The 13,240-nt window shown below is 27.6% G+C and carries 13 protein-coding genes; all 13 read left to right on the forward strand.

Translation table 11 applies throughout. The annotated features are described in order from the left end of the window. Positions 1–2: 2 nt before the first annotated feature. Complete coding sequence (locus tag JRV97_RS06810) at positions 3–911, forward strand: cation diffusion facilitator family transporter (protein ID WP_280997435.1); 909 nt, start codon at positions 3–5, stop codon at positions 909–911. Next, positions 908–1,549 (forward strand): lactate utilization protein, encoded by a 642-nt coding sequence (locus JRV97_RS06815; RefSeq protein ID WP_280997436.1) that lies wholly within the window; start codon positions 908–910, stop codon positions 1,547–1,549. The genes JRV97_RS06810 and JRV97_RS06815 overlap by 4 nt, the downstream gene beginning before the upstream one ends. Next, positions 1,546–2,037: a hypothetical protein gene (locus tag JRV97_RS06820; protein WP_280997437.1), complete on the forward strand. Its 492-nt coding sequence runs from the start codon at positions 1,546–1,548 to the stop codon at positions 2,035–2,037. The genes JRV97_RS06815 and JRV97_RS06820 overlap by 4 nt, the downstream gene beginning before the upstream one ends. Continuing rightward, positions 2,034–2,534, forward strand: coding sequence for a hypothetical protein (locus tag JRV97_RS06825; protein ID WP_280997438.1), 501 nt, complete (start codon positions 2,034–2,036; stop codon positions 2,532–2,534). The genes JRV97_RS06820 and JRV97_RS06825 overlap by 4 nt, the downstream gene beginning before the upstream one ends. Positions 2,535–2,931: 397 nt before the next feature. Continuing rightward, positions 2,932–3,693: a flavodoxin family protein gene (locus tag JRV97_RS06830; RefSeq protein ID WP_280997440.1), complete on the forward strand. Its 762-nt coding sequence runs from the start codon at positions 2,932–2,934 to the stop codon at positions 3,691–3,693. Further along, positions 3,686–4,111, forward strand: a complete 426-nt coding sequence (locus tag JRV97_RS06835; protein WP_280997442.1) for a MarR family winged helix-turn-helix transcriptional regulator — start codon at positions 3,686–3,688, stop codon at positions 4,109–4,111. Before JRV97_RS06830 ends, JRV97_RS06835 begins: the two co-directional genes overlap by 8 nt. Before the next feature lie 23 nt (positions 4,112–4,134). Then, the gene (locus tag JRV97_RS06840; RefSeq protein WP_280997444.1) at positions 4,135–6,333 is read left to right on the forward strand and encodes an ABC transporter ATP-binding protein; all 2,199 of its coding nucleotides are present in this window, start codon (positions 4,135–4,137) and stop codon (positions 6,331–6,333) included. Beyond that, positions 6,330–8,183 carry an ABC transporter ATP-binding protein gene (locus tag JRV97_RS06845; protein ID WP_280997446.1) on the forward strand — a complete coding sequence of 618 codons (1,854 nt, stop codon included), beginning with the start codon at positions 6,330–6,332 and terminating at the stop codon, positions 8,181–8,183. Before JRV97_RS06840 ends, JRV97_RS06845 begins: the two co-directional genes overlap by 4 nt. Before the next feature lie 108 nt (positions 8,184–8,291). Next, complete coding sequence (gene rsmH / locus JRV97_RS06850) at positions 8,292–9,179, forward strand: 16S rRNA (cytosine(1402)-N(4))-methyltransferase RsmH (RefSeq protein ID WP_280997448.1); 888 nt, start codon at positions 8,292–8,294, stop codon at positions 9,177–9,179. A gap of 13 nt (positions 9,180–9,192) precedes the next feature. Continuing rightward, on the forward strand, positions 9,193–9,468 hold the full coding sequence (locus tag JRV97_RS06855) for a hypothetical protein (RefSeq protein ID WP_280997450.1): 276 nt from the start codon (positions 9,193–9,195) through the stop codon (positions 9,466–9,468). 4 nt (positions 9,469–9,472) lie between these two features. Beyond that, the gene (locus JRV97_RS06860) at positions 9,473–11,176 is read left to right on the forward strand and encodes a penicillin-binding transpeptidase domain-containing protein (protein ID WP_280997452.1); all 1,704 of its coding nucleotides are present in this window, start codon (positions 9,473–9,475) and stop codon (positions 11,174–11,176) included. Next, on the forward strand, positions 11,151–12,113 hold the full coding sequence (locus tag JRV97_RS06865; protein WP_280997453.1) for a DNA polymerase III subunit delta: 963 nt from the start codon (positions 11,151–11,153) through the stop codon (positions 12,111–12,113). Before JRV97_RS06860 ends, JRV97_RS06865 begins: the two co-directional genes overlap by 26 nt. A gap of 4 nt (positions 12,114–12,117) precedes the next feature. Then, a complete protein-coding gene (locus JRV97_RS06870; RefSeq protein WP_280997455.1) occupies positions 12,118–13,209 on the forward strand; it encodes an HD domain-containing protein in 1,092 nt (363 codons plus the stop codon). Positions 13,210–13,240 lie beyond the last annotated feature (31 nt).

The raw sequence follows: 13,240 nt of genomic DNA on the forward strand, positions 1-13,240 counted from the left end.
ATATGTCAAATCATAGTCATCATGAACATCATCACCATCATCATGGGAATGATTTAACAGATAAAAAGTTATTATTTTCTGTGGTATTTAATTTTATTATAACTTTATCAGAAATATTAGGTGGTATATTTTCGCATAGTTTAGCTTTAATTTCTGATTCACTACATAATTTAAATGATACTATGGCAATACTTCTAAGTTATGTTGCAAGAAAGATATCAAAAAGACCAAAGGATGAAAAAAGAACATATGGATATAAAAGAGTGGAAATTTTAGCAGCGTTTACAAATACTCTTTTTTTATTTGCTGTAGCAATATTTTTAATAGTAGAAAGTATAAAAAAATTTTATAAACCTGAAATAATAGATGGAAGATTAATGCTTATTATTTCGATAATAGGATTGGCTGGAAATCTGATAACAGCGATATTGTTATTTAAGGAATCAAAGGAAAATTTAAATGTAAAAGCAACATTTGTACATATTGCAAGCGATACATTATCTTCGGTAATGATTATAATTGGAGCTATTTTTATTTATAAATATAATTGGTATATTCTGGATCCGATTTTTACTATGTTGATAAGTGCTTACATACTTTTTGAGGGATATCATATATTAAAGGAAAGTACAAATATTTTAATTCAAGGTACTCCTGATAGTATGGAATTAAATAAAATAAAAGAAGAACTTGAAAAGTTGAATTATGTTGAAGATGTTCATCATATACACGTATGGACAACAGATGGTCAGGATAAATATCTTGAATGTCATATTTCTTTAAAAGAGAATGAGAATTATAATTTAGATGGATATTTAAAAGAAATAAATCATATTTTGAATGAAAAGTTTGGAATAATTCATAAGACAATTCAATTTGAGAAAAAGTTGTGTAAGGAGGGAGAAAAGTGAGAAGAGAATTATGGGATTGGAAATATCAAAAATTAGGGGAGAAAGTTGTTGAAAGTTTGAAAAGAAAAAAACATGAAGCATATTTAGTTGAAAAAAAAGAAGATGTAATTCCATTGTTAAAAAAAATAATGAAAGAAAATTCAACAGTAGCAGTTGGTGGAAGTTTGACATTATCAGAATGTGGAGTTTTAGATTTTTTAAGAAAGGAGAATTTTAATTTTTTAGATAGATATAATGTAAAGTCAAAAGAAGAGTTGGAAGAAATTTATTATAATATGTTTAGAGCAGATTATTTTTTATGCAGTGCAAATGCTATTACTGAGGATGGGAAGATTGTTCAATTGGATGGAAATGGTTCAAGAGTAGCTCCCATGATTTTTGGACCAAAAAATGTAATAATAGTAGCGGGAATGAACAAAGTTGTACCGGATTTAGAAAGTGCAAATAAAAGAATAGAATATATTTCGCCGATGAATTCAAAACGTCTAAATTTTGATACACCATGCACATATACAGGTAAATGTGATGATTGTTTATCGCCAGAAAGAATATGTATTCATAGAGTTATAGTAGAAAGTGGGGTAAGACATCCAGGGAGATTTAAAATCATTTTAGTAAAAGAGGATTTGGGATTATGAGTAATTTGATTTTTGGATTTGGATTATTGATATTTGTAATAATACTTTATGTTTATTTATTTAAAAGCAAAGGAAAAAAGGAATTTAAGAAAGCTGTGAAAAAAGGAAATAAAAACCTTATTCAAAATTCTATTAGAATATTTTCAATATTTTTAATTATAGGAATTTTACAAAATTTTCTCTCTCCAAAACAAGTTGGTGATTTTTTATTGAATTTTTCTGGGGTGAAAGGTATAATAACAGGATTATTTACTGGAGCAATAATGATGGGGCCTCCAGCTTCAGGATATCCTATTGCTCAATATCTATTTGAAAATAATGCGAGTGTATCTCTTGTTTCATCGTTTTTGCTTTCCTGGGTTATGCTTGGAATAATTTTTATAACCTATGAATTGCAAAATTTTGGAAAGAAATTTACTATTGTGCGAAATCTCTATTCAATAATATCAATAATAATTATCGCATATTTAATGGAGTTGATATTATGAAAAATTTTATAAAAAATTATAAAGTAGAAATAATCATTTTTTTAATAGCAATAATACTAATATTTTTCAATCCAGATAAAGCAATACTTGGAATAAAATATGCAGTAAAAACATTTTTATATCTTTTGCCTATTATTGTAAGTGTAGCTTATTTAACAGGTTTTATTTCTGAAATAATACCAAAACAAACAATAAAAAAATTTGTAGGAAAAGAAAGTGGATTTAAAGGAAAATTATTAGGTGGTATTTTTGGTACTTTAATGATAGGACCAGCATATGCTTTTTACCCTTTTTTCGCAGAATTAATAAATAATGGTGCGAATATTGGGGTGATTGCAGTAACAATTGCTGCCTGGTCCATTAAAATTCAATGGTTACCATTTGCATTATCAATATTGGATATAAAATTTGTTTTGTTGTTGAATCTATTTATAATAATTTATGCATTTTCAAGTGGATATATTATGGAGTTGTTTTTTAAAAGTAAAAAATTATAAAAAACTAAAAGCAGACTGTTGACAAAATAAAATATGAAAAAATAATGTGAAAGAATCCTTGAAAATTCCCGAAAAAATGTGAATGGAGCCTGACAATTTTGCATGGATGCAAAATTGAGCGAAACCGAACATGGATGTGAGTTTGAGCGCCAGGCAAGAACGAACATTTTTGAGGAATAAGAATTTTCACTGGATGAATGAATATTATTTTGAATATTTTATTTTGTACTTTGTATACAAACTAAAAGTGATGATATTTTTATCATCACTTTTTATTTTTAATTACAAAGAAATATTTTAGAAATAAAAATAATATAAAATTATTTCGTATGCGAAATATTTCTATACAAAATATTTGAATACAAAATTTATAAAAAAATAATTATAGGAGGTTAATATGAAAATAATTGCTATTAATTCAAGTATGAGAAAAGGAAGAACATACGAATTATTAACTAATATAGGTAAAAAACTTGATTATGATTTCGAAATAATTAATCTTAAAGATTATAAGATTAATTATTGTTTGGGTTGTGAGGTCTGTATAAAAAAAGATTATTGTGTAATCAAAGATGATGTTGAGAAATTAAAAGAAAAGTTAATTAATGCAGACGGGATAATAATTAGTACACCAGTATATATTGAAAATATTTCAGGGGCATTAAAAACCTTCTTTGATAGAAATTGTAAATGGGTACATAGATCTGAGTTAATAGGTAAACCAGTATTATTAGTTTCTACCACTGCAGGTAGTGGTTTAAAAGAAGTTTTAAATTATTTAGAAAGTGTTGTTATTTCATGGGGTATGAAGCCTTGTGGGAAAATCGGTAGAAAAATACAAGAAAAAAAAGATGTGTCATCAGAAGAATTACAACTTTTTATTGATAATATTGAAGGTAAATCTAAAAAAGAAATAATAAAATTATCTAGACTTATTAGATTTCAAGTTCAAAAAGCAATGTCAACAAATTTATTAGATTTAGATAAACATTTTTGGGAAAAAAACGGATTAATAATTAAAAGTTATTTTTATGAAGAAAATACAAAAATCAATCCAATTTCCAAATTTATCTCAAATCAATTTGGAAAATTTTTATCTAAAAAAATAAGGGAAAATGCTCAAAAAGTAAAAATACAAGGCGGTGATAAAATTGGATAAGACGTATGAAATTATTGTCTTATTTAAAGAAATAAAAGAAGCAGTAAAGAAAACGATGGTTACAAGTTTTAAGGATGTTGATATTACATCATCTCAATGGTTGGTATTGGGTGTATTATTAAAAAACGGTAAAATGACTATGAGTAAGTTAAGTAAATATGTTGGCTTATCAAATAGCACTGTTTCTGGTATAGTAGATCGATTAGAAAGACAAGGATACGTTGTGAGAATTCGTGATGAAAAAGATAGAAGAAAGGTTTATGTTAAAGTTACAGATAAGTTTAATGAAGTAGCTAAAAAAAGTCATATGAGTATTGAAAAGAGTATTGAAAAAAAATTAAAAAATATATCAGAGGAAGATATAAATAAAGTAATAGAAGGATTGAAAATTCTTAAGAAAATATTTGAAGAAAAATAAAATAATGAAAAGGAGTAGATAGAATGCTAAAGATTATAAAATATTTAAAGCCATATACATTTTTTCTTATATTAGCGGTTCTATTACTATATATTCAGGCAATGACAAATTTAGCTCTTCCAGATTATATGTCTGAAATAGTAAATGTTGGTATACAACAAAATGGGGTACAAGATACTATTCCTAAGGTTGTTAGAAGCAGTCAAATGAAAAATCTTTTTTTGTTTATGTCTAATGAAGATAAGAAAAAAGTACTTGAAAACTATGAATATATAAAAAAGGGTAGTGAAAAATATGATATATATTCAAAAGAATATCCAATCTTAGAAAAAGAACCAATATATGTTTTAAAAGATACTGTAGATACCAATGGACTTAATAATATATTTGCTAAATCTTTTTTTGCTGTTCAAGCAATAGAAAAAGGTCAAACAGAAGGCTTAAATATTAATAAAAATAGCAAATTAAATATATTTAAATTATTAATATTTGTTCCTCAACAACAAAGATTGGATTTTGTAAATAATATTTATGAAAAAATTAGTGTCATGGGAGACGAAATGATAAGACAATCTTTAATAATGGCTATTAAAGATGAATATGAAAAGGTAGGAATTGATTTATACAAAGTTCAAAGAAATTATATTTTAAAATCTGGTAGCATAATGCTTCTAATAACTTTAATAGGTGCAGTTGCGGCAATATTGGTGGGATTATTAGCCTCAAAAACAGCAGGCGGATTGGCGAGAGACCTTAGAGAAAAATTATTTACAAAAGTTGAAAATTTTGCTGGAGAAGAATTTGATAAGTTTTCTACAGCTTCTTTAATTACAAGAACAACTAATGATATTACACAGATACAAAATGTTATGGTTATATTAATAAGGATAATGTTTTATGCCCCAATATTAAGTATAGGAGGTATTATTAAGGCTTTAGATAAAAGTGTTTCAATGTCTTGGACTATAGCGGTTGCAGTTATTTCTTTGTTGGGTGTTATTTCTGTTATATTTGCATTTGCACTACCAAAATTTAAGTTAATACAAAAATTAGTTGATAAACTAAATCTTGTTTCAAGAGAAAATTTAACAGGTATGATGGTTATAAGGGCATTTAATACAGATGAAAAAGAAAAAGATAGGTTTGATGAGGTTAATAAGGAATTGACAAAAACATCATTGTTTGTTGGAAGATTAATGTCATTTTTAATGCCTGCAATGATGTTTGTACTTAATGGAGTTATGTTGCTGATTATTTGGGTCGGTGCACATCAGGTTAATAATTTTGATATTCAAGTAGGAGATATGATGGCATTTATGCAATATGCTATGCAAATAATTTTCTCATTTTTGATGATGGCTATGATATTTATCTTTTTACCAAGAGCTTCAGTATCTGCAACACGTGTGGCAGAAGTTTTAGAAACTCAACCATCAATAAAAGACCCAGAAGAACCAAAGACTCTAAATAATAAAGTAAAAGGCGTTGTGGAATTCAAGAATGTATATTTTAAATATCCCGGTGGTGAGGATTATGCTCTGAAAGGTATTAATTTTAAAGCTTTACCTGGACAAATGACAGCAATTATTGGATCTACTGGTTCTGGGAAATCCACATTGGTGAATTTGATACCAAGATTTTATGATGTTAGTGAAGGACAGGTTTTAATAGATGATATAGATGTGAGAGAATTGACACAACATGAATTAAGGGAATATATTGGATATGTACCCCAAAAAACAACATTATTTAGTGGAACAATAGAATCAAACATAAAGTATGGTAATGAGAATTTAAGTGATGAAGAAATGGAAAAAGTTGCTGATATAGCGGAAGCTCTTGAATTTATTAATAAACTTCCGAAAAGATTCAAAGAAGAAGTTTCTCAAGGAGGTGTTAATTTTTCAGGTGGTCAAAAACAACGTTTATCCATAGCAAGAGCATTAGCCAAAAAAGCAAAGATATATGTTTTTGATGATAGTTTTTCAGCATTAGATTTCAAAACTGATTTAAATGTGAGAAGAAAATTAAAATCATATACAAAGGATAGCACTATTATTTTAGTTGCGCAAAGAATTTCTACGGTGATTAATGCAGACCAGATAATAGTGTTAGATAAAGGTGAAATAGTTGGAAAAGGAACACATAAAGAGCTTATGAATACATGTCCGGTTTATAGAGAGATTGCCTACTCTCAACTGTCAGAGGAGGAGTTAGCATGAGTGAAAGAAAATCACAACAAAGACATAGAGGTCCAGGTGGAGGTCCAATGATGAGAGGGCCTGTTGAAAAAGCTAAAGATTTTAAAGGAACAATGAAAAGGTTAATAAAATATCTTTCTCCATATAAAATTCCATTAATTATTGCGATTATATTTGCTATGATAAGTGCCACTTTTTCTATAATCGGTCCAAAGATTTTAGGTAAGGTAACAACAAAAATTTTTGAAGGAATTATGGGTAAAATAATGGGAACATCTAATGGTATAGATTTCATATATATAGGAAGGATTATGTTTATTTTATTGGGGATATATACTTTGAGCGCATTATTTGGTTATATACAGGGATGGTTAATGACAGGTGTATCAATGAAAGTTACTTATAATTTAAGAAAGCAAATTATGGATAAAATTCATAAAATGCCTCTAAAGTATTTTGATGGAACAAATCATGGAGAAATACTTTCAAGAATAACAAATGATGTGGATACAGTAAATAATACTTTAAACCAAAGTTTATCTCAGATAATTACTTCTTTGACAACAATTATTGGAGTTTTAGTAATGATGTTGTCTATTAGTTGGCAAATGACTTTAGTTAGCATTATAATTTTACCTATATCTGGATTTTTAATGATGTTTATTATTAAACATTCACAAAAATATTTTAAGAAAAGACAAGACTTTTTGGGACATGTTAATGGTCATGTTGAAGAGATGTATGGTGGTCATGTAATAATGAGAGCTTTTAATGGCGAAGAGAAAAGTATTAAGAAATTTATTGGAATGAATAAGCAACTGTACGATGCTGAATGGAAATCTCAGTTTTTATCAAGTATGATGATGCCATTGATGAATTTTGTGGGGAATCTTGGGTATGTAGTCGTAGCTGTTATGGGAGGATGGTTTGCAGCAAAAAGAATTATAGAGGTAGGAGATATTCAAGCATTTATTCAATATGTAAGATCTTTTACGCAACCAATTGCACAAGTAGCGAATATTTCTAATGTTTTCCAGCAAACGGCGGCAGCTGCAGAACGTGTGTTTGAATTTTTAGATGAAGAAGAAGAAATCGAAGATGCGGAAATTCCATTAAAAATTGATAATATTAAGGGTAAGGTAGAATTTAAAAACGTAAAATTTGGATATAATCCAGAAAAAATTGTTATAAAAAATTTCTCAGAAATAATTCAACCTGGTCAAACGGCGGCTATAGTTGGACCCACTGGCGCAGGAAAAACAACACTTGTAAAATTATTAATGAGATTTTATGATGTTAATGATGGGGTTATTTTAATAGATGACCAGGATATTAGAAAATTTTCAAGAAAAGATTTAAGATCGATATTTGGTATGGTTTTACAAGATACATGGCTATTTAATGGAACTATCATGGATAATATAAGATATGGAAGATTGGATGCGACGGATGAAGAGGTAATTGAAGCTGCAAAAATGGCTTATGTTGATAGTTTTGTTCATGCGTTGCCTGGTGGATATAATATGGTTATAAATGAGGAAATGAATAATATATCACAAGGTGAAAAACAGCTTATAACAATTGCTAGGGCATTTCTTGCAAATCCAAAGATTTTAATATTGGATGAGGCTACCAGCTCTGTGGATACAAGAACAGAAATAAAAGTACAGGAAGCTATGGATAGATTGATGAGAGGTAGAACAAGTTTTGTAATAGCTCATAGATTATCCACAATAAGAAAGGCTAATCTTATTATTGTTATGAATGAAGGAGATGTTATAGAACAAGGTACTCATAAAGAATTGCTAAAGAAAAACGGATTTTATGCTGAATTATATAATTCTCAATTTGAAGTTGCGGAGGAAATATAATAAGGAGCCATATCTGGCTCCTTAATTTTTCCTTAAAATTATTTTGGATTCTTTTGTTTTTTGGAGTATATATGATATAATTTTTAAAAAAGGATTGCGAGGTGTAATATGCGCAAATATGAAGATTTTCATAAGAGTGTAATGGTTAATGAGGTTTTAGAAAACTTAATAACCAAAGAAGATGGAGTTTATGTTGACTGTACCACAGGTGAAGGTGGTCACATTAAAGCAATTTATGAAAAAACTAATGGAAAAGCTAAGATAATAGGTGTAGATTTAGATTATGAGGTTCTTGAAATAGCAGAGAAAAGATTGAAAGAGATTACAGATGATATAGAATTTTTCAAATCATCATACAGAGATATAGACATTGTTTTGCATGGTTTAGGAATAGAAAAGGTTGATGGTTTTTTAATGGATTTAGGCGTTTCAACTTTTCAATTAAAAGGAGAAAATCGAGGTTTTACTTTTATGCAGGATGAACCATTAGATATGAGAATGGATACTGATTCTGATTTTACAGCATGGAATGTGGTTAATGAATATTCGGAAGAACAGTTATCTAAAATTATTTTTGAGTATGGTGAAGAATTTAAATTTGCAAGGCGAATAGCCAGAAGCATAGTAAATTCAAGACCAATTAATACTACATTTGAGCTTGTAGATGCAATAAAAAAAGCATTACCTCCAAAAGAAAGATATAGAAGGAGAAGGCATTTTGCAACAAAAACATTTCAAGCTATTAGAATAGAAGTTAATGGAGAATTTGACAATATTAGAACTGCTCTTGAAAAATTTCCGGAATTTTTAAATGAAGGTGGGAGAATTTGTGTTATTTCATTTCATTCTTTAGAAGATAAAATTGTTAAGAATTTTTTTAGAAATCACGAAAAATTAAAGCTTTTGACAAAAAAGCCGATATTACCTACAGAGGAGGAAATAAATGAAAACCCCAGGGCAAGGAGTGCTCGTATCAGGGTGGCTGAACGGATTTAAAGGGGGCTAAATTATGGAAAAACGTCTTAAGTTTTTACCAGCAATAAATCAAAAAACATTGCAAAAAGCAAAAGGGTTATCCATGACTTTTGTTATTTTTTCTTTTTTGATTATAATGATGATAGGGTTTATAGTCGCAACATTAAATTTTGGTAATAGAATTCAAACTTTGAAGAATAATGTTTCGATTTTGAATTCGCAAATTTCAGATTATCACACCAGAATTCAAACGGTTAATACAGAATTGGATTTTTATAAGCAAGCTCTTCTTGTAATGGAGGAAGATTAATTTTGTGTTTCGCAAACAGATAACCCTTCTCACTATAATAGTTCTATATCTCGTATTAATTTCCTATATTTTATTTTTAAAACCATATGAGATAAATAAAAACTATAAAATAAATGAAAATAGTAAAAAATTAGCGACCTTAATAGATAAAGAAGGTCGCATTATTGCTGTTGACAAAACAATTTATGAAGTCTGGCTGGATTTAAAAACTATGAAAAAAAGAAATAAGTTTGACCAATTAAAGTCTCAATTAGTAACTTTTTTAAAAGAGAGTGATTTTGAAAAACCATATGTTCTTTTAGGAAAATATGATGATATTTTAGAATTAAAAACTTACATACCGGAAAGTATTTTAAGGTATTGTAGAATATATAAAACATATGAAAGAAATTATAATACATCATATGATTTAAGGAAAAATATAGGCGAAAATGGGAAAACTGAGTATGGTATAGAAGCTTATCTATCCAATAATAATTTATTAAATAGCAGGAAAGAAATTAGATTATCATTGGATTTAAGAATGCAAAAAATTGCTTATGAAGAATTGAGAAAAATGATTAAAGTCCAAAATGCTGAGGGTGGGACAGTAATAATAATGGAAACAAAAACAGGAAAAGTAAGAGCTGTTGTTTCTGATTATCCCTGGAATATGGCTTTTATGGGATATATTGAACCAGGTTCTACAATGAAACCTATAATATATTCTATTGCACTTGAGGAAAATTTAATATCACCATATCAAAAATTTTCTTTAACTCCAACAATATCTCCGGTTCCAGGAGTGAATTTTACAATAGGAGAAGCTGAAGGACATCATTTTACCAGTCTTGATGCTAAAGACGCAATAGCATATTCTTCAAATGTTGCTGCTGTTAAAGTGATGAAAAAGATAATGGAGAATTTTTCTGAAGAATGGTTATATAATAAACTTGAACAAATAGGTTTTGGGGAAAAAACAGGAATAGAGTTTAATAAGGAGATTTCGGGTGTTTTTGCCAAGCCAAAAAAGTGGTATAAAATAACTCCTTATCAGATTGCTATAGGTCAGGGAATAGGAGTTACCCCTATTCAATTGGTATCTATTTTTAATGTATTTGCTAATGAAGGCAAATATGTAAAACCAACTTTTTTAGAAAATAAAACTACACAGAGCTATCAGGTGTTTTCGCCTGAAATAGCTAATTTAATGAAAGATTGGTTAAGATATACTATGCTTAAAGGGACTGCTAGAAAAGCATATAAGCCAGGTGTTTTAATAGCAGGTAAGACAGGAACAGCACAAAAAGCTGTTGCTGGAAAAGGATATTCTGATAAGTATTATTCATTATTTGTAGGTTTTTTCCCGGCGTCTAAACCAAAATATACAATTGTCTCTATTATTGACGATCCCAAAAAAGAATATTATGGTGGTGAAGTAGCAGCGCCAGTAGCAACAAATATATTTTTTAGGTTGGAAGAATTTAATTATTCTAATAAAGTAAAAATGATAAAAAATTATTTACCAAATCTTGAAAATAAAAATTTATTAGACGCTTTATTTATTTTGAAATCTCTGGGAGTGAGTGAGGAAAAAATAATATTATCTGGAAAAGGGGATTATGTTGTAAAACAGTTTCCAAATACATCATATGAGATAAATAAATTGGAATATGTAATATTATACCTGGGAGATGGAAAAAATGAAAAAAATATTGATATACGGTGATTCAAATATAAAAAAAGAAATGACTTTAAAAGGTTTGTACAATAAAGAATTAGATATTGTTAAAATTTCTCCTAATTCTCAAGATCCATTGAACGAAATAAAAAGTAACATATTATCAAATTCTTTGTTTGGAGATAAAAAGATTTTAATTATAAAGGATTTTGATAAGTTTAATAAAAAAGAACAGGATGAAATTTTAATGTTATTAAAGGATATATATTCTGATAGTATAGAAAAGTTAATTATTATGAGTAGTACTAAAATAAAATCTAAATTTGATAAAGAAATAGAATGTGTTTTACCAAAACCTTGGGAAGAAGAAAAATGGATGAATTATGTAAAAGAAATTGCACAATTTTTTAACAAAGAGATTAATGAAGACGCAATTCATTATATATTGGAAATATATGGTAAAGATGACAATTATTTATTTGAAGAGATAAAAAAAATATCAATTTATTCAGATGGGAAGATAAAGAAAAAAGATATTAAGGAAATAGGTTTTTTGCATGTAAATGTGGATTTTGAAGAATTTTCATATTTGTTATCTTCTAAAAGAAAAGAGGAAGTAATTGAAATGGCAAAAAGTTTTCTATCTTTACCGGACTTTAATATTATTTTTCTATTAGGCTATCTTTTTAAGTATTTTTTTGATTTATATCGTGTTATAATTAATGTAGAAACGAAAAAAAAATTTAGTTGGCCAGAGGTTCAAAAGATTTCTCAGTTAACAAATGTATCAAAGATGCGGGTAAAAAAGTTTTTAGGAGTAAAATTTAAAAATGAAAAAAATTTTTATGCCAACCATTCTATTTTATACACAAAAAAAGAGATTATGGATATTATAATAAAATTGGAGGAATATGATAGAATGGCAAAAACTGGTGAAAAAAAGGATTTAATTTTATTAAATCTAATTCAGGATATTTGTGGGTGATATTATGAGCCTTGGGGAAAGTATATATGATTTAACAAATTTATTTACGATATACCGTTGGAATAATAGACCAGCATTGCTAAGGTTTACTGAAGCAGATAATGTTTTTCATAGTTTGCTGTTAAATATGATAACAATAGAATTTTTAAACAAAAAAGGGAAAGATTATTCTATTTCAACTAATATAAGAGCAAAAATTTTTAAAGAATTGCCAAAAATTATATTATCGGATATTTCTCTTGATACAAAAAAAAGAATATTATTGAAAAATCAGGAAATGTGGGGAAAAGTACTTGAGAAAAGCTATGAGGAATTAAAAGAAAATAAAATAGTACAATTTTTTGATTCAGAGTATGAGGAAGGGTTTGAAAAATATACTAATTTTATTGATTTGATGGTGTCTTTAAAAGAAATTGAGATTAACAGTAGAATATATCCAGAATATTTTGAGAAACCAAAGCGTGAAACAGAAAAAAAATTAAGAACATTAAGATTAAATTTGCCATATATAAATGAATTGGAAAATATATTAAACTATGTTTTAAAGATATCAACAAGGATGACTACTATGTATAGATGGAACAAAAACCATAGAAATGTAAAAAATTCTGTATCTGCACACACTTTTATGGTTGTTGCAGCTTCAATTATTTTTTATTTTTTAAATAAAAATACAGATGAACAATTACTTGATGAAATAATTATAGCAAGTATATTACATGATTTTCCAGAAGCATTTACAGGAGATGTAATTACACCAACAAAGAAGAAAGTAAAAGGAATGGAAGATATAATTTCAAGAATTGAAGAGGAAATGATTGAAGAATGGCTTAAAGGTGATGAAGATACAGAAAAGATTTTTAAAAGATTTAAAGATTATATGATTAATCCTTTTGAATCAGAATATGGAAGATATGTAAGAGCTTCAGATCTTTTTAATGCCATGCTTGAATGTGCTATTGAAATAAGATCTGGCAATTCACAAATGTTATTTAGAGAGGCATTTTTTAATATGAAAAAAGAATTAAAACAGTTTGATTTTGATTTTATATATGATTTGATAGATGAAATAGAGAAAATAACTTTTTTTAATTAGATTTTATGTTTGTAACTCCCCAATAAAATTG

It is taken from the genome of Marinitoga aeolica (genome assembly GCF_029910535.1).
Taxonomy (GTDB): domain Bacteria; phylum Thermotogota; class Thermotogae; order Petrotogales; family Petrotogaceae; genus Marinitoga; species Marinitoga aeolica.

Coding starts and splice junctions, on each gene's coding strand:
- JRV97_RS06810 (WP_280997435.1), top strand. CDS start 3: ATGTCAAATCATAGTCATCATGAACATCATCACCATCATCATGGGAAT.
- JRV97_RS06820 (WP_280997437.1), top strand. CDS start 1,546: ATGAGTAATTTGATTTTTGGATTTGGATTATTGATATTTGTAATAATA.
- JRV97_RS06825 (WP_280997438.1), top strand. CDS start 2,034: ATGAAAAATTTTATAAAAAATTATAAAGTAGAAATAATCATTTTTTTA.
- JRV97_RS06830 (WP_280997440.1), top strand. CDS start 2,932: ATGAAAATAATTGCTATTAATTCAAGTATGAGAAAAGGAAGAACATAC.
- JRV97_RS06840 (WP_280997444.1), top strand. CDS start 4,135: ATGCTAAAGATTATAAAATATTTAAAGCCATATACATTTTTTCTTATA.
- JRV97_RS06845 (WP_280997446.1), top strand. CDS start 6,330: ATGAGTGAAAGAAAATCACAACAAAGACATAGAGGTCCAGGTGGAGGT.
- rsmH (WP_280997448.1), top strand. CDS start 8,292: ATGCGCAAATATGAAGATTTTCATAAGAGTGTAATGGTTAATGAGGTT.
- JRV97_RS06855 (WP_280997450.1), top strand. CDS start 9,193: ATGGAAAAACGTCTTAAGTTTTTACCAGCAATAAATCAAAAAACATTG.
- JRV97_RS06865 (WP_280997453.1), top strand. CDS start 11,151: ATGAAAAAAATATTGATATACGGTGATTCAAATATAAAAAAAGAAATG.
- JRV97_RS06870 (WP_280997455.1), top strand. CDS start 12,118: ATGAGCCTTGGGGAAAGTATATATGATTTAACAAATTTATTTACGATA.